This window comes from Streptomyces sp. NPDC047043, assembly GCF_040644055.1.
Taxonomy (GTDB): domain Bacteria; phylum Actinomycetota; class Actinomycetes; order Streptomycetales; family Streptomycetaceae; genus Streptomyces.
This window is the reverse complement of record NZ_JBEYVO010000061.1, coordinates 1-25,258: the sequence shown is the minus strand read 5'-3', so window position 1 is coordinate 25,258 and position 25,258 is coordinate 1. Positions and strand designations below refer to the sequence as shown.

Below are 25,258 nucleotides of genomic sequence, written 5' to 3'. Positions count from 1 at the left end.
CCGGTTTCCGCGCGGCCGTACCCCCCACTGACACTGCGCACTGACATCGCGCAGGGAAGAGGCCGTATGCTCCGCATCCATTTCACCTCGCAGGACATGCAGAACATCCGGGTCGCCCGCCGGCCCCATCCGCTGTGGGAACTGGTCTGCGGTGTCTGCCGGTTGACGACCCGTCAAGGACCGCTCGAATTCGGGCACTGGCGCCGTTCGGTGCAGGACAGGCTCGTCACGGACACGCGTGCCAGGCGCGCGCTGCTGCCCTTACAGACGCTGATTCCGCCCCTCGGCTACATTCCCGACTTCCTCACCCCGCCGGGCGCGTCCGGAGACCTGTCCGCCGGCCTCGAGGAGGTGCGGGCCACCTCCCGCACCCGGCTGACCCATGAGCTGGCCCGGCTCGCCGAGTCCCGCCCTCTCCCGTCCTGGGTCTCCGCCCTCGACAGACCGGGCACCCGAACCCTGCGATCGCTGACGAGAGCCCTGGAACTGTCCTGCCGGACACTGCTCGACCCGTACTGGCCGCACATCCGCACGGCCGTCGGCGACGATGTCGAGCTGCGCTCACGCACGCTCCTCGGCGGCGGCACCTTCGCCCTCCTCGACGGGCTGCGCCCGCTCGCCCGGTGGAACGCCCCCGTCCTGGAGGTGGACTATCCCGTCGATCGGGACCTCCACCTGGAGGGGCGCGGCCTGCTGCTCATTCCCTCCTACTTCTGCTGGCGCAGGCCCACCGCCCTCGCCGACCCCGCTCTCGGGCCGGTACTGGTCTATCCGGTCGCCAAGCAGCCCCTGGAGATCGTCCGCGCGAGCAGGGACGGGCTGGAACGGCTGCTGGGCCGCACCCGGACCGCGGTGCTGACCGACCTCGCCTGCCACGGCGCCCGCACCACGTCCGAGGTGGCAACGGCCGCCGGCATCGCCCTGCCCAGCGCCAGCTACCAACTCGGCGTCCTGCGCGACGGGGGCCTGGTCTCCAGCCACCGGGACGGCCAGTACGTACGACACTGGGCAACCTCCCTGGGCCTGCGCCTCCTCGACCGCTGAACCGAGAGACGGCCGCACTCGGAGCACGCTCCGGGCGGCCGTCCAACAACCGTGTTTGTCGGGTCGGTTCCGGCCCGGCCGACACGCGCACCCCGAAGCACTACGCGCATGACCGACGACTGGCAGCAACAAATCGACGCGCTTCAGGAGGAGTTGATCCGCCGTGACGATCCCGCCGCATGGGTGCGGGAGGCCGATGCGGTGGAGGCATCGCGGCGGTATCCCCATCTCGCCCTGCGCGAACCGGTGTTCGGGGTCGCCGTACAGGATCCGGCGATGGGGTCCGAGTGGCGGGTGCTGAAGCCGGTGGTCGACGGGATGGGGCAGATGGTGCGGGACGGGCTGCAGTCGCATCTGTTCCTCACCGCGAAGGACGACACGGACGACCGGGCCGTACGACGTGAACTGCTCGCCGTCGTCGCCGTGTTGGAGCGGGAGCCGGTGGACGAGGTGGAGGCCTGCGGGGTGCGGTACCGCGTCGTGCGAGGGGACGAGTTCGCGCGGGTGGGGGACGACGGGCTGGAGCCGCCCCGGAGCCGGTGGAACGGTCGTCGGACCGGGGGGCGGGGGACACTCCGTCCCGGGACCTCGGCTTCGTGCTCGACGCGGACCGCACGGACGGCGCGGCGGCGGGCGCGCTGAAACCGGGGTGCGGGACTTCGTGTACACGGGCCCCCGCGTCCCCTCCGCCATGCACGCGGACTCCGACCGGGCGGTCGCCAGCCACGCCCAACTCCTGCTGCTCCCCACCGGTTTCGGCGCGGTCGAGCGCGCCTCTTCGAACGGCTGGCAGCCTGCGGCGCGATGATGCCCACGCCGCACGACGCCCCCCGTCTGCTTTACGGCGGCCTGGCGGAGATGTGGGCCCCGCTGTACCGGCTGGACGACGCCACCAGGGCCGGGTACGCGAAGGCGGCCGAGGAGTACCGGGCGCTCGGCCGAGCCGACGAGTTTCACGTCGACGACCGGCTGTTCCGGATCTGACGGGTGCAGCGCATGCTCCGGACGGGGCCGGACGGTCCGGAGCCGCCGCGCCCTTCGGACGTCGACGAGTACGGCCCGATGAGAATGCACCCGACGATGGCCGAGGACGGCACCCTCACCTACGACGAGTGGAAGGCGACCGGGGGTCGGCGCCGCACAGGTGTTTCATTGCGGGGTCGGCGCCGCGTAGCCTCGGCTGGGATGAACGCCATCCCCGCGCATCTGGACCATCTCGTCCTCGCGACCCCCGATCTGGCCGCGACGGTGGCCGACTTCGCCCGTCGTACCGGTGTGGCGCCCGCTTCCGGCGGCGCACATGTCGGCCGCGGCACACGCAACTACCTTGTGTCGCTGGGTGGTTCGAGCTACCTGGAGATCATCGGGCCGGACCCGGAGCAGTCGGAGCCGGACGGCCCCCGCCCGTTCGCGGTCGACGTGCTGGCCTCCGCGCGGACGGTGACCTGGGCCATCAGCCCGCCCGACCTCGACGCGGCCGTGGAGACCGCCCGCGCCCGCGGCTACGACCCCGGTTCCATCCGCCCGATGAGCCGCCGCCGCCCCGACGGCACCCTCCTGGAGTGGCGGCTGACCGACGGCGACACCCAGCACCCTTCGGGTCTGGTGCCCTTCCTCATCGACTGGGGCTCCTCCGTCCACCCGACCGCGACCGGGCTGCCCGTCACTCCCCTGCTGGAGCTGTCCGCCAGCGCCCCCGTCCCGGACGAGATCCGCCCGCTGCTCTCCGCGGTCGACGTCGAACTTGCCCTGTCCGAGGGGCCGTTGGGCCTCACCTTCACTCTGGACACTCCGCGCGGACCCGTCACTTTCGGGTGAGCCACGGCCCGGTTCAAGGCGTGGCGCGTACCGCCATCAGCAATCCGCTCGCCCACGCCAGGCGGACGCTTCGGAAGTCCGCCCGTGCCTCCAGTTCGGCCGACAGGCGTGCGACGGAGGCCTCGTGGCCCTCCGGCCAGCCGGGCTGCGGGTCGAGGTCGTCGATCAGGTAGGTGCCGCCCGGGGCCACCAGGTCCAGAGCCCGGTCCAGGTGCGTGAACTTGCCGGGCCAGGTGTCGGCGAAGACGAGGTCGAAGGGGTCGCCGTCGTACGTCTCCAGCCACGTGCCGCCGTCCCCGGTCACGAAGGTGACGCGTGGGTCTTCCCCCAAGTGCTCCTGCGCCACTGCCTGAACGGCGGCGTTGAGCTCGACGGTCATCAGACGGGCGGACCGGTCCATCCCGGCGAGGAGCCAGGCCGTGCCCTCGCCCACTCCGGTGCCGAGTTCCAGGATCCTGCCCGCCGGGCGGGCCGCCGCGAGCGCCGCCAGCAGGCTTCCCGTGCGCACTTCGCAGGACATGGTGAAGCCCGCGGCGCTCGCCTTCGCGCGCAGTGCGGGCAGGGCGGCAGGCAGCCGGCTCGGAGCGTCGTCCATCCGGTCATGATGGGAGGCGCGTGCCCTGCCCGGCAACATCAATTCACGCCCGCACGGCGGCGGTCACCGACGGGCTCCGCCCTGTCCGATTCCTTCAAGACCGGCGGCGGCCGCCCTGCCTACGGTGACCGTATGACTCCACAATTCGCCGTGATCGGCCTGGTCGCCTCCGACATGGCCGCATCGCTCGCCTTCTACCGCCGCCTCGGGCTCGTCTTCCCCGAGGGCTCCGAGGACCAGCCGCACGTCACTGCCGAACTGCCCGGCGGCCTGACCCTCGCCCTGGACACCGAGGCGACCATCCGTTCCTTCCACTCCGCGTGGCAGCCGCCGGCCGGTGGCGGCCGGATCGGCCTCGCCTTCCAGTGCGCGTCGCCCGCCGAGGTCGACTCCGCGTACGAGGACCTCGTGGGCGCCGGGTACCACGGCGAGCTCAAGCCGTGGGACGCCTTCTGGGGGCAGCGGTACGCGACCGTGCACGACCCGGACGGCAACGGCGTCGACCTGTTCGCACCGCTACCCTCGGCCGAGTAGCTCGCCGAGCGGCAGGCCCGCCAACTCCCGTACGTCCCGCGCCAGATGGGCCTGGTCCGCGAACCCGGCCCGGGCCGCGGTCTCCGCGAACGGCACCCCTCGCCGGGCCAGCCCCAGCGCCCGCTGCAGCCGCAGCACCCGGGCCAGTGTCTTGGGGCCGTAGCCGAAGGCGGCCAGCGAGCGGCGGTGCAACTGCCGTGCGCCCAGACCGAGTTCGTCGGCGGTGGCCGCGACCGGGCGGCCCTCGTCGAGGGCGGTGACGATGTGGCGTAGCAGAGGGTCGGGCGGTTCGCTGTCCGCGGCCAGCCGCAACGCCAGCTCCTCCAGCCCGCCGGCCGTTTCGGCGGCCGAGTTCACCTGCGCGGTGAGCCGGCGGACCTCGGCGGCGGGCCGCAGTTCGGCGAGCTCGACGCGCCGGTCGCGCAGCTCGTGCGCGGGCACACCCAGCAGCGCCGGCGCGGTCCCCGGCCAGAAGCGGACGCCCATCCACACACCGCCCGCGCCCTCGGTCACGTACGCGCGCGTGTCGGGCCCGGCGACCAGCAGCCGCCCGTCGTGCCACAGCAGATCCATGCACCCGTCGGGCAGCACCCGCCCGACACCGTTTTCGGACGGCGTGTTCGTCCATACGACGGCGCCTGCCAGCCGGGACGGCCTCTCCGTGTACACGTACAAGAGGCTACGTCGCCACCCGTCCCCGGTGCTCCTGCGGACTCACCCCGTAGACCCTCTTGAACGCACTGGACAACGCAAACGCACTCCCATAACCGACCCGCCGGGCTATCGCCTCCAACGTGTCGTCGGTGTCCCGCAACGCGTCCGCCGCGAGGGCGAGCCGCCATTCGGTCAGGTAGGTCATCAGGGGCTCGCCCACGAGTTCGGTGAACCGTCGGGCGAGAGCCGCACGGGACACCCCCGCCTTCGCCGCCAGCGTGGCCACCGTCCAGGGGTGCGCCGGATCGTCCTGCAGCAGCCGCAGCACCCGGCCGACCACGGGGTCCGCGAGCGCCCGGTACCAGGCCGGTGCCGCCGCTTCCGGGCGGGAGAACCAGGCCCTGAGGGCGGCGATCACCAGTAGGTCGAGGAGGCGGTCCAGGACGACCTCCTGGCCCGGTTCGTCGCGGACGATCTCCTCCATGAGGAGCGGGGTGAGCGGGCAGTCCCACACGTCGGCCGTGAGCGCCAGCAGCGGCGGCAGCGCGTTCAGCAGCCGCCCGCTGATCTCGCCCTCCCACAGATACGTGCCGATCAGCATCACGGCCGAGCCGTCCAGCCGGTCGCCCCAGGTGCGCACTCCGAGGTCCATGACGCCGTTCAGGGAGCGGCCGTCGGGGTAGTGGCACTCGGCGCCGGGGAGGATCAGCGCCTGCGGCGGGGTCGCCGGGTCGTCGGCGCACGTGTAGGGGTCGGGGCCGCGGGCGATGGCGAGGTCACCGGCCCGCAGATGCATCCGCTCCCCCGCGTCCGGCACGATCCAGGCCTCGCCGCGGACCATGAGCATCACGGTCAGCGGGGCGCGGTCCTCGATACGTATGCACCACGGCGGTTCGAAACACGCGCGGATCATGAAGGCGCCGCGTGCGCGAGGACCCTCCAGCAAGCCTGAAAGGGGGTCCCCCCGCGTGAGCGTATTCGAGCGTGGGGGAGCGTCCATGGCGTCAGCGTAGACGCCCGCACATGGGAATGAGCCGTTCGGCGATGGGCTCTCGAAGCCCGCTGCCGTTGGCTGGATGCATGGCAGAGAACACAGCGAGCAAGCAGACGACGACAGTGATGGTGACCGGGGCCTCGGGCCGTACCGGGAGCCGGGTGGCCGAGGCCGCGAGGGCGGCCGGGCTGACCGTGCGGGCCGCGTCCCGCGCGCAGGGCTTCGACTGGGAGAACTCGGCGACATGGGCTCGGGTGCTGCGGGACGCGGACGCGGCGTACCTGATGTACCCGTCGGACATCGGCTCCCCCGCTGCGGCCGAGGCGATCGGGGCGCTGGCCCGGGAGGCCGTGGGGCTCGGCGTACGGCGGCTGGTGCTGCTGTCGGCGCGCGGCGAGGACCAGGCGCGGCCGGCCGAGGAGGCGCTGAAGTCCTCGGGCGCGGACTGGACGGTCGTACGGGCGACGTGGTTCGCGCAGAACTTCAGCGAGGGGCCGCTGGTGGAGGGGTTGCGCCAGGGGGAGCTGGTGTTCCCGGGCGGTGAGGTGAAGGAGCCGTTCGTCGACGTGCGGGACATCGCGGACGTGGTGGTGGCCGTGCTGAGCGCCGGGGACCGCTACGTGGGGCGGACGCTGGAGCTGACCGGGCCACGGCTGCTGTCGTGGCGGGAGGCGGTCGCGGAGATCGCCGCGGCGACGGGGAGGCCGCTGACGTACACGCCGGTGCCGACGCGGGCGTACGGCGAGGCGCTGACCGGGTTCGGGATGCCGCCGGAGGAGGTGGAGCTGCTGGTGGAGGTCTTCGAGACGCTGATGGACGGCCGCAACGCCCGTCTGACGGACGACGTGCAAGGGGTGCTGGGCCGGGAGCCGCGCGACTTCGGCGACTTCGCGTGGGAGGCTGCCGCGGCGGGTACCTGGAAGGCGTGATCGGGCGCGAGGGCCCTACGAGCCGTCCGGCTTGTGCGGCGGGTGCGTGCTCTTCACATGCGTGCGCAGGCGCGAGGTGACGTCCTCCGGCGGCAGGAAGCGGGTCCAGCGTTCGGGGAACTCCGAGGGCATGTCCGGGTCCTCGGGGTCGGTCTCGTGGCTCGCGGCGGTGCGGGCCACGTGCTCGGCGAGCTGGGCCTCGCGCAGCCGCTCGTTCGCGGCGCGGGCCGCGGCCGTCGCGGCGGCCGGCCAGACCCGGTCGATCGCCGCATTGACCGCGGCCCCGACGAGGACGGCGAAGGCGCCCACCCCGATCCACAGCAGCACGGCGACGGCGGCGGCCAGGGAGCCGTAGATCGAGGCGCCCTCGATGGTGTTGGTGAGGTAGACGCGCAGCAGGGAGCTGCACACCACCCACATCGCGAGGGCCACCAGCGAGCCCGGCACGTCCTCGATCCACGGGGAGCGCACCGGCACGGACACGTGGTAGAGCGTGGTGAGGAAGACGATCGACAGGACGATCACGACGGGCCAGTACAGGACCTGCACCAGCGTCTCCGACCACGGCACGATCCGCACCACCGCGTCCGGGCCCGCGACCATCAGCGGCAGCGCGATCGAGCCGATCACCAGCGCCGCGATGAACAGCAGGAACGCCACCACCCGGGTCTTCACGATGCCGCGCACGCCGTCGAGGCCGTACATCACGGTGATGGTGTCGATGAAGACGTTCACCGCGCGGGAGCCCGACCACAGGGCGAACAGGAAGCCGATGGAGATGACGTCGGGCCGACCGCCCTTCATCACGTCGTGCAGGATCGGCTGCGCGATCTCCGAGACGCCCTTGTCGGACAGGACGGTGCGGGACGCCTCCAGGATGTTGCTCTCCAGGCTGGAGATGCTGTCGGTGCCGGTCCAGTCGTCGACGTAGCCGAGCAGACCGATCAGGCTCAGCAGCAGGGGCGGCACGGACAGCAGCGTGAAGAACGCGGCCTCGGCCGCGAGGCCGAGGATGCGGTACTCCATGCACGAGTTGACGGTGTCCTTGAGCAGCAGCCAGGCGGTCCTGCGCTTCGAGACGTTCCGGTAGAGGGCACGCGCCCGGTGGAGACGCCCGGAGGGGGCCTGAGGGGATTCACTTGCTGACTGCACGACCTAAAGGTATCCGTCCTGGCCGAGTGCACTCACGCTCTGCCCCCGTAGCCCGTCGATGCGCCGGGACGGAAACGCGGCGGCAACAGAGCGGCAACCATCGGAGAATCCTACACATTGCCCTGTCATGTCCGCGTTGGCCGGTTTATTCCGCCAGCCGCTCGCCCGCTTTCTGTACAAGGCACACGTCGGCGACATGATCCGCAATCCCACAGGGTCCGGAAATCGCCAATGGCCGAAACGCCCTTGAACCGTTCATGAACTCTCCGAAAGAATCCGCATTGCATTCGTTGTGCATGCTGAGGACGGCTCAGGCGCACACGACACGGGGGACATCGAGGGCCCATGACCGGGGCCCGATCCAGCCGCGTTACCCGTGATCCGCATGGGAACCATGTGGGTCGCCACGTGCTGCCCTGCGCCATTTTCACGCGGCAACCTGAACGCACTCGAGCAACATTCTGAACTCGGGTTCACTCGCCTTGACTCGGATTCACTCGAATCAACTCGAGTCCCAATTTCATCGAATTCCGCGCCGCCGTGAACAGCGGGCGCGGTTCCACCGTATTTTCCTCGAGGGAATTTTCATGCCAGCTCCGCACCCGTTGACGCATCCGCCGTCACAGGCCCACCGAGGCGGCGCGGGCCCGGCTGCGATCGAGATGCTTTCCGCACATGCGTACCGGCGCGTCCGCGTCGGCGGCATGGCATGTTCACGCTCCCGCAGGACTCCTGGATCCGATCTCTACGCGGGTCACCGAATGCAACGAGCCCGTAACCGACCGGGCGCCGGCAGAACCGGACGACACCAAAAACCCGTAAGTGTGGAAAACCTGTAAAACCCGTAAGGAGCGGCCGTGGTGGGAAAAATCGACACCATCACCGAAAATGTCCTCGCCGAGGTGCTGGCCGGTGTCGTACGCAGGGAACACATACCGGTCGACAGTCACTTCTTCGACGATCTCGGCGCCAACTCCCTGGTCATGGCCCATTTCTGCGCCCGGGTCAGGAAACGGCCGGATCTTCCGTCGGTGTCGATGAAGGACGTCTACGGAAATCCGACGATCCGCAGCCTGGCGGCTGCCCTCGACACGGCCCCCGCGCCCGCGCCGGTGAAGGCCGAGCCGCCCGCCCCGCCCGGCAGCACCCCGCGCTATCTCCTGTGCGGCGCGCTGCAGTTCCTGGTCTTCGCCGTCTATTGCTCGCTCGCCGGGATCGTCATGGGACAGGGCTACGAGTGGATCTCCGCCGTGGACGGGGTCGTCGACATCTATCTGCGGTCGCTGGTCTTCGGCGCCGCGGTTTTCCTGGGCGCCTGTCTCGTCCCGATCGCCGCCAAATGGCTGCTGATCGGCCGCTGGAAGGAGACGGAGTTCCCGGTCTGGAGCCTCGCCTACGTCCGCTTCTGGACCGTCAAGGCGCTGCTGCACGCCAACCCGCTGATCCTGTTCACCGGCAGCCCGCTGTACGTGCTGTACCTGCGCGCGCTGGGCGCCCGGATCGGCAAGGGCGTCACGATCCTGTCCCACACGGTGCCGGTCTGCACCGACCTGCTGACCGTCGGCGCCGGTTCGGTGCTCCGCAAGGACTCCTTCTTCCAGTGCTACCAGGCGCACGCCGGCCGCATCCGCACCGGCCGTGTGACGCTCGGCCGGGACGTGTACGTCGGTGAGAAGACCGTCCTCGACATCGGCATCACGATGGGCGACGGCGCACAGCTGGGCCACTCCTCCGCCCTGTACGGCGGTGCGTCGGTCCCCGCGGGCCAGCGCTGGCACGGCTCCCCCGCGCTGCGCACGGACGTCGACTACGTCCGTATCCCCCCGGCCCGCATCTCCACCCTGCGCAGGGTCCTGTTCGGCCTCGGAGGGCTGCTGCAGATGCTGGTCGTCTACGTCCCCGTGGCGGTCGGCGGAACGTACCTGCTGCTGACGGTGGTACCCGCCCTCGACGTCCTGCTCGACCCGACCACCCAGGACCTGGGCTCGGCCGAGTTCTACGGCGAGGCACTGGGCTTCTCGCTGGCCGCCTACGCGGGCTTCCTGGTCCTCGGCTTCGCCGCCGTGTCCCTGCTGCCGCGCCTGCTGAGCCTGCTGCTGCGCCCGGACCGGGTCTACCCGCTCTACGGCTTCCACTACTCGGTGCAGCGCGCCGTCGCCCGTATGACCAACATCAAGTTCTTCAAGTGGCTGTGCGGTGACAGCTCGTACATCGTCCATTACCTCAGGTCCATCGGCTACGACCTCTCGCACGTCGAGCAGACCGGCTCCAACTTCGGCACGGAGGTCCAGCACGAGACTCCGTACCTGGTGACCGTGGGCAGCGGCACGATGGTCGCCGACGGGCTGTCGATCGTGAACGCCGACTTCTCCGGTACGTCCTTCCGGGTCTCGCGGGCGACGATCGGGCCGCACAACTTCCTCGGCAACAACATCGCCTACCCCAGCGGCGGCCGCACCGGCGACAACTGTCTGCTGGCGACCAAGGTGATGGTCCCGCTGGACGGCGAGATCCGCGAGGGCGTGGGCCTGCTGGGCTCGCCCGCCTTCGAGATCCCGCGCTCCGTGGAGCGCGACAGCCGCTTCGACCACCTGCGCGAGGGCGACGAACTGCACCGCCGGCTGGCCCGGAAGAACCGTTACAACCTGCGCTCGATGGGCCTGTTCCTGTTCGTGCGCTGGCTGCACTGGTTCGCACTCAGCGTGCTCGGCTTCGCCGCCTTCGACCTGTACGGCGCGAGCGGCGTCGTCGGCGGGCTGCTGATCGGCGCGTCCCTGATCGTGGGCCTGGCGTTCAGCACCGGCTACTACGTGCTGGTGGAGCGGCTGATCACCCGCTTCCGGCCGCTCCAGCCGCGGCTGGTCTCGATCTACGACCCGCACTTCTGGTGGGTGGAGCGCCTGTGGAAGGTGCCCGACAACCACCTCGTGATGTTCAACGGGACGCCGTTCAAGAGCTTCGTCTGGCGGCTGCTGGGTGTCCGGATGGGGCGCCGGGTCTTCGACGACGGCTGCTACATCACCGACCGCACACTCGCCGCGATCGGCGACGACTGCACACTCGCCGCGCACACCAAGGTGCAGGCCCACTCGCAGGAGGACGGCACCTTCAAGTCCGACCACATCACCATCGGCGCGGGCTGCACGCTCGGCACCGGGGCACTCGTGCACTACGGCGTCTCCATGGGGGACGGCGCCGTACTCGCACCCGACTCCTTCCTGATGAAGGGCGAGGAGATGCCGCCGGGGGCGCACTGGGGCGGCAATCCGGCGGTGGCGTCCGCACGGGTCAGGGCCGAGCACTCGTAAAGAAATTGCACTAGGGGGAAGAAGCACATGGAAACGATCCCGCGATGGACGCTCGATCCGGTCCCGGGCGTCGCGGAGTACGAAGTGCCGCTGCCGGAGGGCACAGCGGTGCAGCCGGCCGACCTGGCTGCCGCGCATGCCAAGGTGCTGGGCGCGCTCACCGGTGAGCAGGCCGAGTACGACACCACACTGGACGTGAGCGTCGCCGACGGCACTCTGCGGCTGCGTTACCGCACCGACGTCCTGAACGCCGAGGCCGCCGCGCGCATCGCCGGCTACCACCTGACCGCGCTCGCCGAACCCGACCGGCCCACCCTGCTCTCCGAGGAGGAACTCCGCTTCCAGCTGGACGAGTTGGCGGGCCCGCAACGGCAGTTGCCCGACCGGCGGGTGCACGAGCTGTTCGAGGAGCGGGTCATCCTGCACCCGGACGCGGTGGCCGCCGTGGAGGAAGGCCGGCAGTGGACGTACCGGGAGCTCAACTCCCGTGCGAACCGTATCGGCCGGGCGCTGCTCGCCCGCGGGCTGCGGCGCGAGGGCGTGGTCGCCGTGGTGATGGAGCGCAACCTCGACTGGCTGGCCTCCGTGCTCGCCGTGCTCAAGGCGGGCGGGGTGTATCTGCCCGTCGAGCCGCACTTCCCGGCCGACCGCATCGCCACCACGCTCGCCCGCGCCGGCTGTGAACTCGTCCTCACCGACCCCGGAAGCGCCGGGAACGTCGACGAGGCGGCCCACATGCTGTTCGTGGACGCCGCCTACGCGGAGGGACATGCCGACGACGACCTGGGCGTGCCCGTCGCGGCCGGTCAACTCGCCTACATCTACTTCACGTCCGGCTCCACCGGCGAGCCCAAGGGCGCGATGTGCGAGCACGCAGGGTTCCTCAACCACGTCCTCGCCAAGATCGGCGACCTGGGCATCGGCGCCGGGCGGACGGTCGCGCAGACCGCGCCGCAGTGCTTCGACATCTCCCTGTGGCAGCTGGTCTCCGCGCTGCTGGTCGGCGGCCGGACCCTGGTCGTCGGACAGGAGACCATCCTGGACGTGCCGCGGTTCGTGGACACGATCGTGCGGGGCCGGGTGAACGTGCTGCAGGTCGTGCCGTCGTATCTCGAGGCGGTGCTGGCCGAGTTGGAGACGCGACCGCGCGAACTGCCCGACCTGCGCTGTGTGTCGGTCACCGGCGAAGCCGTCAAGCAGGAGCTCGTGCAGCGCTGGTTCGACACCGAGCCCTCGATCCGGCTCGTCAACGCCTACGGCCTGACGGAGACTTCGGACGACACCAACCACGAGGTCATGGAGCGGGCCCCGGACGGGGAACGGGTGCCGCTCGGGCGGCCGGTGGCGAACGTGCGGGTGTACGTCGTCGACGAGGACCTGGTGCCCGTACCGCTGGGCGCGCCCGGCGAGATCGTCTTCTCCGGGGTGTGCGTCGGACGCGGCTACGTCAACGACCCCGAGCGCACCCGGGCCGCCTTCACCGACGACCCGTACCGGCCCGGCGAACGGCTGTACCGCAGCGGCGACCACGGGCGCTGGCTGCCCGACGGGAAGCTGGAGTTCCTCGGCCGGCGGGACAGCCAGGTGAAGATCCGCGGGTTCCGCATCGAGATCGGCGAGATCGAGAACCAGCTGCTGCGGGTGCCCGGTGTGCGCGACGGCGCCGTGGTCGTCGTACGGGGTACGCAGCTGGCGGCGTTCTGCACCGGTCCCGAGCCGGTCGGCGCCGACGAGGTGCGCAACAAGCTGGCCGCCTCGCTGCCGCCGTACATGGTCCCGGCGGTCGTGCACTGGCGGGAGCGGCTGCCGCTGACCGCCAACGGCAAGACCGACCGCAAGACGCTCACGGCGCTCGCCGAGGAGCTCGACGCCGGTGTCCCCGGGGCGCCGGACACGCCCGCCGAGCGGCGGATGGCCGCCGCCTGGGCCGAGGTGCTCGGCATCCCCGCGGACCGCATCGGGCGCCTGGACCACTTCTTCGACCGCGGCGGCACCTCGCTGTCCGCCGTGAAGCTCGCGATCGCCCTGGACCGGGCGATCACCCTCAAGGACGTCACCGGCCACCCGGTCCTCGCCGACCTGGCGGGGCTGCTCGACGAGCACCACTGAGCCGTGCAATTGAAAGGAACCTCTGCAATGTCGCACTCGTCCGCGACCTTCCTGCCCGGCATCGAACTGTCGCCGGGCCGTCCACCGCTCGTGCACGCCAAGATCGACGGAGACCCGTCGAGTTGGGTCCTCGAGCACCGCGACGCGCTGCGTACCGCGGTCGCCGAGCACGGCAGCCTCCTGGTCCGCGGGCTGGGCCTGAGCGAGCCCACCGCCACCGGGTCCGTGTTCCAACGGCTGACCGACGGTCTGATGGCCGACCGGGAGCCCTTCGCGCCCCGCCGCTCCTACGGCGAGGGTGTGTACTCCTCCTCCAAATGGCCGCCCAACCAGCAGATGTGCATGCATCACGAGCTCAGTTACGGCACGGAGTTCCCGGGTCTGCTGCTGTTCGCGTGTCTGGAGGCACCGGAGGCCGGCGGAGCGACCGCCGTGGCCGACGGGCCGACTGTGCTGGAGGCACTGCCCGCCCGGCTCGTCGAGCGCTTCGAACGGGAGGGCTGGCTGCTGACGCGGACGTACAACGACGAGATCGGTGCCTCCGTCGCCGAGGCCTTCGGCACCGACGACCGCGCCGCCGTCGAGCGCTACTGCCGTGCGAACGCCATCGAGTTCACCTGGCAGGACGACGGCTCGCTGCGCACCCGGCAGCACCGCAGCGCCGTCGTGCGCCACCCGGTCAGCGGCCGGCGCTGCTGGTTCAACCAGATCGCGTTCCTCAACGAGTGGACGATGGACCCCGAGGTGCGCGAGTACCTGGTCGACGTGTACGGCTCCGACGGACTGCCCTTCAACACCCGCTTCGGAAACGGCGATCCGCTCGGCGAGGACGTCGTACAGACCATCAACCAGGTGTACGAGGCCCACACCCTGCGCGAGCCGTGGCGCTCCGGCGACCTGCTGCTCGTCGACAACATCCGCACCGCGCACAGCAGGGAGCCCTTCGAGGGGCCGCGCGAGGTGCTGGCCGCGCTCGGCGATCCGGTACGGCTGACGGACTGCGCGCCGACCATCGAGGTGAGGACTCCATGACAACCACTCGAGGGGCCGCTGAAACGGCCCTGGGCGCACCGCCGTTCGCGGTGATCTCCGGCGAGCAGGTCCAGGAGGTGCTGCACGGCCGGGAGCGGGAGATCGCCGACCTCGTCGAAGCCGTCTACCGGCTGCACGGGGCGGGCGACTCGGTGAACCCGCCGTCGTACTTCCTGCGCTTCCCGGACCGCCCGTCCTCCCGGATCATCGCGCTGCCCGCCTCGCTCGGCGGACCGCTGCGGGTGGACGGCCTGAAGTGGATCTCCAGTTTCCCGGAGAACACGAAGTCGGGGCTGCCGCGGGCCTCCGCGGTGCTGATCCTCAACGACCCGGACACCGGTTACCCGTTCGCGTGTCTGGAGAGCTCGGTGATCAGCGCGACGCGTACGGCGTCCTCGGCGGCGCTGGCGGCGGACCGGCTGAGCCGGACGCGCACCCGTCCGACACGGGTCGGGTTCATCGGCACGGGTCTGATCGCCCGCTACATCCACACCCATCTCACGGCGACGGGCTGGGAGTTCGAGGAGACGGGCGTGTACGACCTGTCCGCCGACAGCGCGGCCGGGTTCCGGGACTACCTGGAACGCTCGGGCGCGAAGGGCCACGTGACGCTGCACGAGGACGCCGAAAGCCTCGTCCGCGGCTCGGATCTGCTGGTCTTCGCCACGGTCGCGGCACAGCCGCACATCCACGATCCGTCGTGGTTCGCACACCATCCGCTGGTGCTGCATGTGTCGCTGCGCGACCTGGACCCGAGGATCCTGCTCGCGTCCGCCAACTACGTCGACGACGTCGAGCACTGTCTGAAGGCGCAGACCTCGCCGCACCTGGCCGAACAGCTCACGGGCAGCCGCGAGTTCCTGGACGGCACGCTGAACGACGTGATGACCGGACGGGTGACCGTTCCGGGTGACCGGACGGTGGTGTTCTCCCCGTTCGGACTGGGGGTGCTCGACCTTGCGGTCGGCAAGTTCGTCCACGACGAAGTGGCCCGCAGGGGCGGGCTGCACGTCGTGGACGGGTTCTTCCACGAGCTGCGCCGACACGGCTGATCGTGGCGCATGAGGAGGGGGCATCATGCCCGTCATTTCCGATCCCGTTCAATTCAACGAGGAGGAGCTCTATGTCGACCTTCGGGCCGCACTGGGGCTGCCGCTGTACCTGAAGTGCGAGGGCTTCAACTTCGCCGGCTCGATCAAGATCAAGGCGGCCACCGAGATGGTGAACGCCGCCGAGCGCGAGGGCCGGCTGCGGCCCGGCTCCGTCCTGGTCGAGTCGTCGTCCGGGAACCTGGGCGTGGCGCTGAGCATCATCGCCGCGAGCCGGGGCTACCGGTTCCTGTGCGTGACCGACTCGCGCTGCAACCAGCCGACGATCCGGCTGATGGAGTCGCTCGGCGCCCAGGTCCACGTGATCGAGGAACCGGACGCGCGCGGCGGCTTCCTCGGAGCACGGATGGCGTACGTGGGCGCACTGTGCGCGTCGGACGACAACTACGTCTGGCTCAACCAGTACCGGAACCCGAGCAACTGGCGGGCGCACTTCCGCACGACCGCCCCGGAGATCGCCCGCCGTTTCCCGGACCTGGACGTCCTGTTCGTCGGGGCCGGCACGACCGGGACCCTGATGGGCTGCGCCCGCTGGTTCTGGCAGTGGCGGCGTCCGGTGCGCATCGTGGCCGTCGACACCGTCGGCTCGGTGAGCTTCGGCGGGACGCCGGGGCGCCGGATGATCCCGGGGCTCGGCATGAGCGTGCCTCCGCCGCTCCTGGACGAGTCGTACGTGGACGACCTGGTCCGCGTCGAGGAGACCGACGCCATCCTCGCCTGCCGCCGGCTGGCCGCCCGCGGCTTCATGTTCGGTGGCTCGACCGGCACGGTGATCAGCGGCGCCGGCCAGTGGCTGGCCGAACACGGCCACCAGGGGCTGACCTCGGTGGCGATCGCCCCGGACCTCGGCGAGCGCTACCTGGACACGGTGTACCGGGAGGGCTGGCCGGCCGACGCGCTGGAGCACGAGCCAACGGCAGCCGTGGCCCAACTGGCCTGACAGGGGGTCCAGGGGGCAGAGCCCCCTGGCAGCCCACGCAGAGTGCCGTGTCCATGGCGTGACCACCACCCCACCCCGGGGTACTTTCGCAGGCATGGCAGGCAGTACGCACTCCGTGACCAACCAGCCCCCGCCCCTGGTCGACTACGACGTCTTCACCGCCGACCGCGCCCTCGGCGACGCGGTCACCCGGCACCTCACCCCCGACCTGCTGGACGAGGTGCGCGGGGAGTTGTCCGCCCTCGGCCGGGCCTCCGGATCCGCGCAGGTGCAGGAGTGGGGCGTACAGGCCAACGAGAACCCACCGCGGCTGCGGACCCACGACCGCCACGGCCACCGTATCGACGAGGTCGAGTTCCACCCCGCCTGGCACCGGCTCCTCGGCAAGGGGGTCGCGGCCGGGCTCACCGCCGCCTGGGTCCGCCCCGGCGGCCATGTGCGCAGAGCGGCCGCCTTCCTGGTGTGGACGCAGGTCGAGGCCGGCAACGGGTGCCCCCTGTCCATGACCCACGCGGCGGTGCCCGCGCTGCGCACCGACCCGGACCTCGCCGCCGAGTGGGAGCCGCGGCTGACGTCCATGGTCTACGACCGCGAGCTGCGCCCCGCCCGCCTCAAGGCCGGTGCCCTGTTCGGGATGGGCATGACCGAGAAGCAGGGCGGCAGCGACGTACGCGCCAACACGACAGCTGCGCGCCCCCTCGACGAGGACGGGACGTACGCCCTGACCGGGCACAAGTGGTTCTGCTCCGCGCCGATGTCGGACGGGTTCCTGGTCCTCGCCCAGGCCCCCGAGGGCCTCACCTGCTTCCTGGTGCCGCGCGTGCTCGACGACGGCTCCCGCAACGTCTTCCTCATCCAGCGCCTCAAGGACAAGCTCGGCAACCGTTCCAACGCCTCGAGCGAGGTCGAGTTCGACGGGACCTGGGCCCGCCGGGTCGGTGACGAGGGGCGCGGGGTGCGCACCATCATCGACATGGTCGCGGCGACCCGGCTCGACTGTGTGCTCGGTTCGGCGGGGCTGATGCGCCAGGCCGTCGCGCAGGCCGTGCACCACTGCACCTACCGGGAGGCGTTCGGCGGCAAGCTCGTCGACAAGCCGCTCATGCGCAACGTCCTCGCGGACCTGGCACTGGAGTCCGAGGCGGCGACCACCCTCGCGCTGCGCCTCGCCGCCGCCTACGACGACGGGAGCGAGCAGGAGCGGGCGCTGCTGCGGATCGCGGTGCCGACCGCCAAGTACTGGGTGACCAAGCGGTGCGCTCCGGTGGCGGTCGAGGCCGCCGAGTGCCTGGGCGGCAACGGGTACGTGGAGGAGTCGGGGCTGCCCCGGGTGGTGCGGGAGTCACCGCTCAACTCGATCTGGGAGGGGGCCGGCAACGTGCAGGCGCTGGACGTGCTGCGCGCGCTCCAGCGGGAGCCGCAGGCCCTGAACGCCTACCTCCAGGAGGTCGGCAGGGCACGCGGCGCCGACCACCGCCTGGACGGCGCGATCAAGGGCCTGCTGACCGAACTGGCCGATCTGGACGGCATCGAGGCCCGGGCCCGCCGGCTGACGGAACGCCTGGCGCTGGTGCTTCAGGGCTCCCTGCTGGTCAGGTTCGCGCCACCGGAGGTGGCCGACGCCTTCTGCGCCTCACGCCTGGGCGGCGACGCGGGAGCGGCCTTCGGGACACTGCCGCACACCCTGGCTCACGCTTCAATCGTGGAGCGAGCCCGGCCCGAGTCCTGACCTGCACCAAGGAAAATACGGGGGTGGTGCTGCGCCGACACGGCACCACCCCCGCTCCCCTGGCCCGTTCGAGGCCACGAACGCCGCTCGGGACGGCGTTGCTCAATATTCAAACAAGCCGGGACCATCCACCAGGGTTGCAAGGGGTTGCAACTTGCTGCTGTCTGTGGCTGGACTGTGCCCGTCCGTCAGGGACGAACGGCACTATGGGACGAACAGTTGGGACAGACTCCGGGTCCGTGGCCGAAACGCGACGGGAAACCGGTTGTCGCGAGCCGCTTCTTCGGGAGGACCAGTGGCGCTCTCGCCGATGGACGTGACGCAGCTCGCCGTGGTCGACTCGGCACGTGCGGCGCGGGTGCTCAGCGAGGTCCGCTCCGCCACGCTCTCCGGGCAGCGCTCCCCCGTCGCGCCGCGCCCGGTCATCGAGCAGTCCTGGGGGCGCATGCTGCGCAGCGGCATCGATCCCGAGCACGACCGCCGGTCCGGGCTGCTGCCCGTCGAGGAGGTGAGGCGGCGCCGGGAGTCCACGGCGCTGCGGCACGTCCTGCCGGTGCTGCGCGAGGGCCTGCTGTCGGTCGCGGACGTCGCCCACCACATCATGGTGGTCGCCGACGGGGACGGCCGGGTGCTGTGGCGCGAGGGCAGCGCGCCCGTCCTGCGCAAGGCCGACGGGCTCGGCTTCGAACTCGGCGCGGACTGGCGCGAGGACGTGGTCGGGACGAACGGCATCGGCACCCCGGCGGTGGTCCGCCGCCCCGTGCAGGTCTTCGCCTCCGAGCACTTCGTGCGCTCCCAGACCACCTGGACCTGTACCGGCGCGCCGATCACCGATCCGCGCGACGGCCGGCTGCTCGGTGTCGTGGACGTCAGCGGACCGCTGGAGACGATGCACCCGGCGACCCTCGCCTGGGTCGACTCGGTGGCCAAGCTCGCCGAGGCCCGGCTGCGCGAACTGCACCTGACCTCACTGGAGCGGCTGCGCTCGGTGGCCGCCCCGGTGCTGGCCCGGCTGGGCGGCCGGGCGCTGGCTGTGGACCGGGACGGCTGGACCGCGGCGGTGACCGGGATGCCGTACACGAATCGGATCGCCCTGCCCAAGTCCCTGGCGGCGGGCCGCCGGTGGCTGCCGCCGCTCGGGCTGTGCGGGGTGGAGCCGCTGGCCGAGGGCTGGCTGATCCGGATCTCGGACGACCCGGTGCCGCGCGGCGCGACCCGCGTCGTCCTCGACCTGACGCAGCCGCGCCGTGCGTCGGTGACGGTGTCCGGCGGCGCGGGTTCCTGGAGCCACGAACTGAGCCCCCGGCACGCCGAGTTGCTCTACCTGCTGGCCCTGCACCGGGGCGGGCGCAGTGCGGCGGGCCTGGCCGAGGAGATGTTCGGCGACCCGGCCCGCAGGGTGACGGTGCGTGCCGAGATGTCCCGAGTACGGCGCTATCTCGGAGGGTTGCTGGAACACCGGCCGTACCGCTTCGCCGAGGACGCGGAGGTCGAGGTGCTGCTGCCGGCCGACCCACGCGATCTGCTGCCGCAGTCGGCGGCACCGGCGGTGGTCAACGGGCGCTCCTCCACCGGGTGACCTGAGTGTGTCCGCCCCATTTCCCTGAGTGACACTGAAGTTCCCCGAATGCACCCGGCGGTGGCATCTTCCGCATATTTGCAGGGTCTTCGTCCCCGGCCGCCCCCGACTGCCGTAGCATCCCTCTACGGGTCACCCCACCTGCTCCTTTGGTCAACACACGGACCAATAAACGCAGTTGGCCCGCCTCGGGAGGACGTATGAAGCAACGTGGCCGACACCGCAGGCAGAAGCGGGGCCGCGCGCTGCGCGCCTTCCTGGCCGGCACCGCCCTCGCACTCACCGCCGCCGCCACCATGATCAGCGCCTCGCAGGCCACGGTCAGCAAGGATCCCGGGGGTCTGAAGACCCTCGCCGGGGCGACCGCGGGACTCCGCCTCCAGGAGCGGCTCGTTCCGCAGGCGACGCTCGACCGGCTCGCCTCAGCGATGGGCAGACCCGTCGGGGTGAGAGCCGTCCTCGAGGACGCCGACCGCTCCATCCACAACGCGGGCGACTGTACGACCACCGAGCGCACCGCCCTGCCCATCCAGCCGGCGGCCACGCGCGCGTACTGCTGGGACACCGCCGACACCCGCGGCTGGCGGGCCGGCGGGGTCACCACCTCCGGGGACGCGGACGACGACGGTCACTGGGGCGCCGACCGCGTGATCCTCTCCGGCTGGACCCACGACACCGGCACCGCGAGGACCGGTCTCGCCCGGGTCGCCTTCGTCGACGCCGACGACCCCGACAACCTCGTCTACACCTGGGCGACCCTCGTCGTCCCGGTCGACGGCGGCCGCGACTACCGCGGACTCGCCTCCCCCGTCTCCGGCATGGTCTGGTACCAGGGCAAGCTGCTGGTCAGCGCCGCCGACGGGCTGTACGTGTACGACATGCACCGCGTCCAGCGGGCCACCGTGGACAGCCGCGCGGTCGGCAAGGTGCGCGGCGGCTGGGCTGCGTACGGCTCCCGTTACGTGCTGCCGGCCGTCGGCTCGTACCGGCTCGCGAGCGGCACCCCGCACCCGGCGGCGATCTCCCTGGACCGCAGCACCGCTCCCGACAGCCTGGTCGCGAGCGAGCGGGTGCCCGCGGACAGCGAACGGCACACCCGCCTGTGGCGCTACGCGTTCAGCAGCGACCCGGCCCGCGCCGGGCTGCTGTCCACCGACTCCGCCGGACGCGCGGTCGCGACGGAGGCGTACGAGACGAAGACGACCGGCGTCGGCGGCGTCCTGTCGTACGCCTCGCACTGGTACCTGGCCCGCGCGGCCGACAGCCCGGACGGGCACGGCACCCTCTGGCGGCAGACCGCGAAGGACGCGGAGGCCACCCGGTGCGGTTCGGACGAGTCGCAGCACTGCTGGAGCGGACAGGCCGGGTCCCTCTCCTACTGGGAGGAGACCGGCGAGCTCTGGTCCCAGTCGGGCCGCATGCTCTACGCGCTGCCAATGAGCTCGATCGACCGGTCCCTGGGCTAGGTCCCGACCGGCCGTCCTGCGGGACAGATCACGATCGACAGAACTCCGGCACGGATGATTCCCTGGCGGGCATGACCAACATCCCCGTGACCACCTGGTCCCTGGAGCAGACCGCTCCGACCGACCTCCTGCCGGCCGCCGCACCCGACGGGGAGGTGCGGATCGCCCGCTCCGAGGTGCCCTCGCCCGAGTTCAGCCGTTTCCTGTACGCGTCCGTCGGCGGCGACATCCGCTGGATCGACCGGCTCGGCTGGACCTACGCGCAGTGGCAGGAGCACCTGGACCGGCCGGGCGTGGAGACATGGGTGGCGTACGACCGGGGCACGCCCGCGGGGTACGTGGAGCTGGACCCGCAGGACGACGGGGTCGTGGAGATCGCCTACTTCGGGCTGATCCCCGCCTTCCGGGGACGCCGGATCGGCGGGCACCTGCTGTCGTACGGCACCGCCCGTGCCTGGGACCTAGCGGACCGCCGGCCGGGGGCGGCGCAGACGAAGCGGGTGTGGCTGCATACATGCAGCCTCGACGGCGAGCATGCGATGGACAACTATCTGCGGCGTGGCTTCAAGCTCTTCGACACCAAGGTCGAGGAGCAGGCGGAGGTGGCGGCACCCGGCCCCTGGCCCGGCGCATACCGCGCCTGACCTGCACGGACAAGGCTCCGCGCAAGCCATGTGATCGAAGACACCCTCGTCTCGGATATCGGGACAAGGGTGTCCGCATGATGGACGAAGCTGGACTGTGTCCAGATTGCCGTGACACGCTTCCGTCATGTCTGGAACTGGAATTGCCTTGGTGAGTCGGCGGCACGTCGACCTCGGCCGCATGTCCAGCGCCATCTGTCCGGCGCGCTGACGAGCCGCAGCACGCCCGACATCTCCTGACACTCTGTCTCATTCTGCGCAAAGACGCGCACGTATGCCCATGCGCCCGTACGCGCAGGTCAGAGCCGATTTCCCGCCTGTCCCGAAGGACGTAGAACCATGGCCGCCACCCCGCAGAAGCCTGCCGCTTCGACTCCCCGCCGCAAGGTGAGCCGTCACCGCGGTGAGGGCCAGTGGGCCGCGGGGCATCACACCCCGCTGAACGGCAACGAGCAGTTCAAGAAGGACGACGACGGTCTCAATGTGCGGACACGCATTGAGACGATCTACTCGAAGCGGGGCTTCGACTCCATCGACCCCAACGACCTGCGCGGCCGTATGCGCTGGTGGGGCCTGTACACCCAGCGCAAGCCCGGGATCGACGGCGGCAAGACCGCCATCCTGGAGCCGGAGGAGCTGGACGACAAGTACTTCATGCTGCGGGTGCGGATCGACGGCGGACGCCTCACCACCCAGCAGCTGCGCGTGATCGGCGAGATCTCGCAGGAGTTCGCGCGTGGCAGCGCGGACATCACCGACCGGCAGAACATCCAGCTGCACTGGATCCGCATCGAGGACGTCCCGGAGATCTGGAACCGCCTGGAGGCGGTCGGGCTGTCCACGACCGAGGCCTGCGGCGACGTACCGCGCGTCATCATCGGCTCGCCGGTCGCCGGTATCGCCGAGGACGAGATCATCGACGGCACGTCCGCCATCGACGAGATCCACGAGCGCTACATCGGCAGCAAGGAATTCTCCAACCTGCCCCGCAAGTTCAAGACGGCGATCTCCGGCTCCCCGCTCCTGGACGTCGTCCACGAGATCAACGACATCGCGTTCGTCGGTGTCGAGCACCCCGAGCACGGCCCCGGCTTCGACCTGTGGGTCGGCGGCGGCCTGTCCACCAACCCGAAGCTCGGCGTCCGGCTCGGCGCCTGGGTGCCGCTGGACGAGGTGCCGGAGGTGTGGGCCGGTGTGGTCGGCATCTTCCGCGACTGGGGCTACCGCCGCCTGCGTACGCGCGCCCGCCTGAAGTTCCTCGTCGCCGACTGGGGTGCGGAGAAGTTCCGCCAGGTCCTGGAGGACGACTACCTGAAGCGCAAGCTCGTCGACGGTCCCGCCCCCGCCGAGCCCCTGGGCCGCTGGCGCGACCACGTCGGTGTGCACCGGCAGCAGGACGGCCGTTTCTACGTCGGCTTCGCCCCGCGCGTCGGCCGCGTCGACGGCGCCACGCTCACGAAGATCGCTGAGGTCGCGGAGGCCCACGGCTCGGGCCGGGTCCGCACCACCGTCGAGCAGAAGATGATCGTCCTCGACGTCGAGGAGGCGCAGGTCGAGCCGCTGGTCGAGGCCCTGGAGGCGCTCGACCTCACCGCCAAGCCCTCCCCGTTCCGGCGCGGCACCATGGCCTGCACCGGCATCGAGTACTGCAAGCTCGCCATCGTCGAGACGAAGGCGCGCGGCTCCCAGCTGATCGACGAACTGGAGCGCCGGATCCCGGAGTTCGACGAGCCGATCACCATCAACCTCAACGGCTGCCCGAACGCCTGCGCCCGTATCCAGGTCGCGGACATCGGTCTCAAGGGCCAGCTCGTCCTCAACGACCAGGGCGAGCAGGTCGAGGGCTACCAGGTGCACCTCGGCGGTGCGCTCGGCCTGGAGGCCGGGTTCGGCCGCAAGGTGCGTGGCCTGAAGGTCACCTCCGAGGAGCTGCCCGACTACGTCGAGCGCGTCCTCAAGCGGTTCCAGGCCGAGCGCGAGGAGGGCGAGCGGTTCGCCGCCTGGGCCTCCCGTGCGTCCGAGGAGGCCCTCTCATGAGCGAGCGCGCCGCCCCCTTCTACTGCCCCTACTGCGGCGACGAGGACCTCCGTCCGAGCGAGCAGGGCCACGGCGCGTGGGAATGCGCGGCGTGCAACCGGGCCTTCCAGTTGAAGTTCCTCGGGCTGCTCGCCCGGGGCCTTCAGCACTCCGAAGGAGGGGGAGACGAGATATGACCGCGGTGAAGGAAGAGCGGACGACGGAGGATCTCAAGGCGCTCGCCGAGCAGGCGGGCCGCGACCTGGAGGACGCCTCCGCACTGGAGATCCTGCAGTGGGCGGCCGAGACCTTCGGCAAGCGCTTCTGCGTGACTTCGTCGATGGAGGACGCGGTGGTCGCCCACCTCGCCTCGCGTGCCATGCCCGGCGTGGACGTCGTGTTCCTGGACACCGGCTACCACTTCCCGGAGACCATCGGCACCCGTGACGCGGTCGAGGCCGTGATGGACGTCAACGTCCTCACGCTCACCCCGCGTCAGTCGGTCGCCGAGCAGGACGCGGAGTACGGCCCGAAGCTGCACGACCGCGACCCCGACCTGTGCTGCAAGCTGCGCAAGGTCGAGCCGCTGGAGCGGGGCCTGAAGAACTACCTGGCCTGGGCGACCGGTCTGCGCCGTGACGAGTCCCCGACCCGGGCGAACACCCCGGTCGTCGGCTGGGACGAGAAGCGCCGGAAGGTCAAGATCTCCCCGATCGCCCGCTGGAGTCAGGACGACGTGGACGCCTACGTCGCCGAACACGGCGTGCTGACCAACCCGCTGCTGATGGACGGCTACGCGTCCGTCGGCTGCGCCCCCTGCACCCGACGCGTCCTGGAGGGCGAGGACGCGCGCGCCGGCCGCTGGGCGGGCAGCGCCAAGACCGAGTGCGGGCTGCACGGATGACGACGACGATTCAGGAGACGAACGTGACGACCGGAGCCACCGTCTGGCTCACGGGTCTGCCGAGTGCCGGCAAGACCACCATCGCGTACGAGCTGGCCGGCCGGCTGCGCGAGGAGGGCCACCTCGTCGAGGTGCTCGACGGCGACGAGATCCGCGAGTTCATCTCGGCGGGCCTCGGCTTCAGCCGCGAGGACCGGCACACCAACGTGCAGCGCATCGGCTTCCTCGCCGAACTGCTCGCCCGCAACGGCGTCAAGGCGCTCGTCCCGGTGATCGCGCCCTACGCGGACAGCCGCGAGGCGGTGCGCAAGCGCCACCAGGAGGGCGGGGCGCCCTACATCGAGGTGCATGTGGCGACTCCGGTCGAGGTGTGCTCCGTACGCGATGTGAAGGGTCTGTACGCCAAGCAGGCGGCGGGCGAGCTGTCCGGGCTGACGGGTGTCGACGACCCGTACGAGGAGCCCGAGTCCCCGGACCTGCGCATCGAGTCCCAGAACCAGACCGTCCAGGAGTCCGCGGCCGCGCTCCACGCGCTGCTCACCGAGAGGGGACTGGCATGACGACGACCGTCGCCAAGGTCGAGGAGGGCACGCACTCTCCGTACGCCCTCTCGCATCTGGACGCTCTGGAGTCCGAGGCGGTGCACATCTTCCGCGAGGTGGCGGGCGAGTTCGAGCGGCCGGTGATCCTCTTCTCCGGCGG

The 25,258-nt window shown here is 70.9% G+C and carries 22 protein-coding genes and 2 pseudogenes; 20 read left to right on the top strand and 4 right to left on the bottom strand.

Annotation, left to right across the window (positions count from 1 at the left end):
• Window positions 1-66 precede the first annotated feature (66 nt).
• The 3 genes and pseudogenes from ABZ880_RS52300 (at window position 67) to ABZ880_RS52290 (ending at window position 2,862) form a co-directional block, all read left to right on the top strand.
• Window positions 67-1,044, top strand: a complete 978-nt coding sequence (locus ABZ880_RS52300) for a helix-turn-helix domain-containing protein (protein WP_361278581.1) — start codon at window positions 67-69, stop codon at window positions 1,042-1,044.
• A gap of 108 nt (window positions 1,045-1,152) precedes the next feature.
• Window positions 1,153-2,157: pseudogene (locus ABZ880_RS52295) on the top strand (DUF5954 family protein); the annotation flags it as partial.
• A 72-nt stretch (window positions 2,158-2,229) separates the two neighbouring features.
• Window positions 2,230-2,862, top strand: a complete 633-nt coding sequence (locus ABZ880_RS52290) for a VOC family protein (RefSeq protein ID WP_361278600.1) — start codon at window positions 2,230-2,232, stop codon at window positions 2,860-2,862.
• 13 nt (window positions 2,863-2,875) lie between these two features.
• On the opposite strand, the gene ABZ880_RS52285 is transcribed toward ABZ880_RS52290, so the two are convergent.
• Window positions 2,876-3,457, bottom strand: coding sequence for a class I SAM-dependent methyltransferase (locus tag ABZ880_RS52285; protein WP_361278579.1), 582 nt, complete (start codon window positions 3,455-3,457; stop codon window positions 2,876-2,878).
• A 132-nt stretch (window positions 3,458-3,589) separates the two neighbouring features.
• Between ABZ880_RS52285 and ABZ880_RS52280 the strand changes: the two genes are divergently transcribed.
• The gene (locus tag ABZ880_RS52280; RefSeq protein ID WP_361278577.1) at window positions 3,590-3,991 is read left to right on the top strand and encodes a VOC family protein; all 402 of its coding nucleotides are present in this window, start codon (window positions 3,590-3,592) and stop codon (window positions 3,989-3,991) included.
• Here the strand turns inward: ABZ880_RS52280 and ABZ880_RS52275 are convergent.
• Window positions 3,974-4,660, bottom strand: coding sequence for a DUF6597 domain-containing transcriptional factor (locus ABZ880_RS52275; RefSeq protein WP_361278575.1), 687 nt, complete (start codon window positions 4,658-4,660; stop codon window positions 3,974-3,976). The two genes, ABZ880_RS52280 and ABZ880_RS52275, sit on opposite strands and share 18 nt — an antisense overlap.
• A gap of 10 nt (window positions 4,661-4,670) precedes the next feature.
• Complete coding sequence (locus ABZ880_RS52270; protein ID WP_361278573.1) at window positions 4,671-5,558, bottom strand: AraC family transcriptional regulator; 888 nt, start codon at window positions 5,556-5,558, stop codon at window positions 4,671-4,673.
• A 167-nt stretch (window positions 5,559-5,725) separates the two neighbouring features.
• Here ABZ880_RS52270 and ABZ880_RS52265 point away from each other — a divergent pair, with 167 nt between their 5' ends.
• Entirely contained in the window at window positions 5,726-6,568 is an 843-nt protein-coding gene (locus tag ABZ880_RS52265) for an NAD(P)H-binding protein (RefSeq protein WP_361278571.1), read from the top strand.
• A gap of 15 nt (window positions 6,569-6,583) precedes the next feature.
• On the opposite strand, the gene ABZ880_RS52260 is transcribed toward ABZ880_RS52265, so the two are convergent.
• Window positions 6,584-7,720, bottom strand: a complete 1,137-nt coding sequence (locus tag ABZ880_RS52260; protein ID WP_361278568.1) for a YihY/virulence factor BrkB family protein — start codon at window positions 7,718-7,720, stop codon at window positions 6,584-6,586.
• A gap of 860 nt (window positions 7,721-8,580) precedes the next feature.
• Here ABZ880_RS52260 and ABZ880_RS52255 point away from each other — a divergent pair.
• The 15 genes and pseudogenes from ABZ880_RS52255 to ABZ880_RS52185 form a co-directional block, all read left to right on the top strand.
• The gene (locus tag ABZ880_RS52255) at window positions 8,581-11,028 is read left to right on the top strand and encodes a Pls/PosA family non-ribosomal peptide synthetase (protein ID WP_361278597.1); all 2,448 of its coding nucleotides are present in this window, start codon (window positions 8,581-8,583) and stop codon (window positions 11,026-11,028) included.
• Window positions 11,029-11,055: 27 nt separating this feature from the next.
• Complete coding sequence (locus ABZ880_RS52250; protein WP_361278566.1) at window positions 11,056-13,137, top strand: non-ribosomal peptide synthetase; 2,082 nt, start codon at window positions 11,056-11,058, stop codon at window positions 13,135-13,137.
• Window positions 13,138-13,164: 27 nt separating this feature from the next.
• The gene (locus ABZ880_RS52245; protein ID WP_361278564.1) at window positions 13,165-14,169 is read left to right on the top strand and encodes a TauD/TfdA family dioxygenase; all 1,005 of its coding nucleotides are present in this window, start codon (window positions 13,165-13,167) and stop codon (window positions 14,167-14,169) included.
• A complete protein-coding gene (gene sbnB, locus ABZ880_RS52240) occupies window positions 14,166-15,221 on the top strand; it encodes a 2,3-diaminopropionate biosynthesis protein SbnB (protein WP_361278562.1) in 1,056 nt (351 codons plus the stop codon). Before ABZ880_RS52245 ends, sbnB begins: the two co-directional genes overlap by 4 nt.
• A gap of 25 nt (window positions 15,222-15,246) precedes the next feature.
• The gene (gene sbnA, locus ABZ880_RS52235; protein ID WP_361278560.1) at window positions 15,247-16,218 is read left to right on the top strand and encodes a 2,3-diaminopropionate biosynthesis protein SbnA; all 972 of its coding nucleotides are present in this window, start codon (window positions 15,247-15,249) and stop codon (window positions 16,216-16,218) included.
• A gap of 94 nt (window positions 16,219-16,312) precedes the next feature.
• Complete coding sequence (locus ABZ880_RS52230) at window positions 16,313-17,947, top strand: acyl-CoA dehydrogenase family protein (protein ID WP_361278558.1); 1,635 nt, start codon at window positions 16,313-16,315, stop codon at window positions 17,945-17,947.
• Between the two features lie 295 nt (window positions 17,948-18,242).
• Entirely contained in the window at window positions 18,243-19,526 is a 1,284-nt protein-coding gene (locus ABZ880_RS52225) for a GAF domain-containing protein (RefSeq protein WP_361278556.1), read from the top strand.
• Window positions 19,527-19,726: 200 nt separating this feature from the next.
• Entirely contained in the window at window positions 19,727-20,992 is a 1,266-nt protein-coding gene (locus ABZ880_RS52220) for a hypothetical protein (RefSeq protein WP_361278554.1), read from the top strand.
• 71 nt (window positions 20,993-21,063) lie between these two features.
• Window positions 21,064-21,636 (top strand): GNAT family N-acetyltransferase, encoded by a 573-nt coding sequence (locus tag ABZ880_RS52215; protein ID WP_361278551.1) that lies wholly within the window; start codon window positions 21,064-21,066, stop codon window positions 21,634-21,636.
• A gap of 127 nt (window positions 21,637-21,763) precedes the next feature.
• Window positions 21,764-21,847, top strand: coding sequence for a putative leader peptide (locus tag ABZ880_RS52210; protein ID WP_310591794.1), 84 nt, complete (start codon window positions 21,764-21,766; stop codon window positions 21,845-21,847).
• 128 nt (window positions 21,848-21,975) lie between these two features.
• A complete protein-coding gene (locus ABZ880_RS52205) occupies window positions 21,976-23,673 on the top strand; it encodes a nitrite/sulfite reductase (protein ID WP_361278549.1) in 1,698 nt (565 codons plus the stop codon).
• Window positions 23,670-23,849 (top strand): hypothetical protein, encoded by a 180-nt coding sequence (locus ABZ880_RS52200; protein ID WP_361278546.1) that lies wholly within the window; start codon window positions 23,670-23,672, stop codon window positions 23,847-23,849. Before ABZ880_RS52205 ends, ABZ880_RS52200 begins: the two co-directional genes overlap by 4 nt.
• Window positions 23,846-24,556 (top strand): phosphoadenylyl-sulfate reductase, encoded by a 711-nt coding sequence (locus ABZ880_RS52195; RefSeq protein ID WP_361278544.1) that lies wholly within the window; start codon window positions 23,846-23,848, stop codon window positions 24,554-24,556. Before ABZ880_RS52200 ends, ABZ880_RS52195 begins: the two co-directional genes overlap by 4 nt.
• Window positions 24,553-25,116: an adenylyl-sulfate kinase gene (cysC, locus tag ABZ880_RS52190; RefSeq protein ID WP_361278542.1), complete on the top strand. Its 564-nt coding sequence runs from the start codon at window positions 24,553-24,555 to the stop codon at window positions 25,114-25,116. Before ABZ880_RS52195 ends, cysC begins: the two co-directional genes overlap by 4 nt.
• Window positions 25,113-25,258, top strand: a pseudogene (locus ABZ880_RS52185) (sulfate adenylyltransferase small subunit); the annotation flags it as partial. The gene cysC and the pseudogene ABZ880_RS52185, both read left to right, overlap by 4 nt.

Bases quoted from the DNA above. Each gene is read 5' to 3' on its own strand.
- ABZ880_RS52300 (WP_361278581.1), top strand. From the start codon at position 67: ATGCTCCGCATCCATTTCACCTCGCAGGACATGCAGAACATCCGGGTC.
- ABZ880_RS52290 (WP_361278600.1), top strand. From the start codon at position 2,230: ATGAACGCCATCCCCGCGCATCTGGACCATCTCGTCCTCGCGACCCCC.
- ABZ880_RS52285 (WP_361278579.1), bottom strand. From the start codon at position 3,457: ATGGACGACGCTCCGAGCCGGCTGCCTGCCGCCCTGCCCGCACTGCGC.
- ABZ880_RS52280 (WP_361278577.1), top strand. From the start codon at position 3,590: ATGACTCCACAATTCGCCGTGATCGGCCTGGTCGCCTCCGACATGGCC.
- ABZ880_RS52270 (WP_361278573.1), bottom strand. From the start codon at position 5,558: ATGATCCGCGCGTGTTTCGAACCGCCGTGGTGCATACGTATCGAGGAC.
- ABZ880_RS52265 (WP_361278571.1), top strand. From the start codon at position 5,726: ATGGCAGAGAACACAGCGAGCAAGCAGACGACGACAGTGATGGTGACC.
- ABZ880_RS52250 (WP_361278566.1), top strand. From the start codon at position 11,056: ATGGAAACGATCCCGCGATGGACGCTCGATCCGGTCCCGGGCGTCGCG.
- ABZ880_RS52245 (WP_361278564.1), top strand. From the start codon at position 13,165: ATGTCGCACTCGTCCGCGACCTTCCTGCCCGGCATCGAACTGTCGCCG.
- sbnB (WP_361278562.1), top strand. From the start codon at position 14,166: ATGACAACCACTCGAGGGGCCGCTGAAACGGCCCTGGGCGCACCGCCG.
- sbnA (WP_361278560.1), top strand. From the start codon at position 15,247: ATGCCCGTCATTTCCGATCCCGTTCAATTCAACGAGGAGGAGCTCTAT.
- ABZ880_RS52230 (WP_361278558.1), top strand. From the start codon at position 16,313: ATGGCAGGCAGTACGCACTCCGTGACCAACCAGCCCCCGCCCCTGGTC.
- ABZ880_RS52220 (WP_361278554.1), top strand. From the start codon at position 19,727: ATGAAGCAACGTGGCCGACACCGCAGGCAGAAGCGGGGCCGCGCGCTG.
- ABZ880_RS52215 (WP_361278551.1), top strand. From the start codon at position 21,064: ATGACCAACATCCCCGTGACCACCTGGTCCCTGGAGCAGACCGCTCCG.
- ABZ880_RS52210 (WP_310591794.1), top strand. From the start codon at position 21,764: ATGTCTGGAACTGGAATTGCCTTGGTGAGTCGGCGGCACGTCGACCTC.
- ABZ880_RS52205 (WP_361278549.1), top strand. From the start codon at position 21,976: ATGGCCGCCACCCCGCAGAAGCCTGCCGCTTCGACTCCCCGCCGCAAG.
- ABZ880_RS52200 (WP_361278546.1), top strand. From the start codon at position 23,670: ATGAGCGAGCGCGCCGCCCCCTTCTACTGCCCCTACTGCGGCGACGAG.
- ABZ880_RS52195 (WP_361278544.1), top strand. From the start codon at position 23,846: ATGACCGCGGTGAAGGAAGAGCGGACGACGGAGGATCTCAAGGCGCTC.
- cysC (WP_361278542.1), top strand. From the start codon at position 24,553: ATGACGACGACGATTCAGGAGACGAACGTGACGACCGGAGCCACCGTC.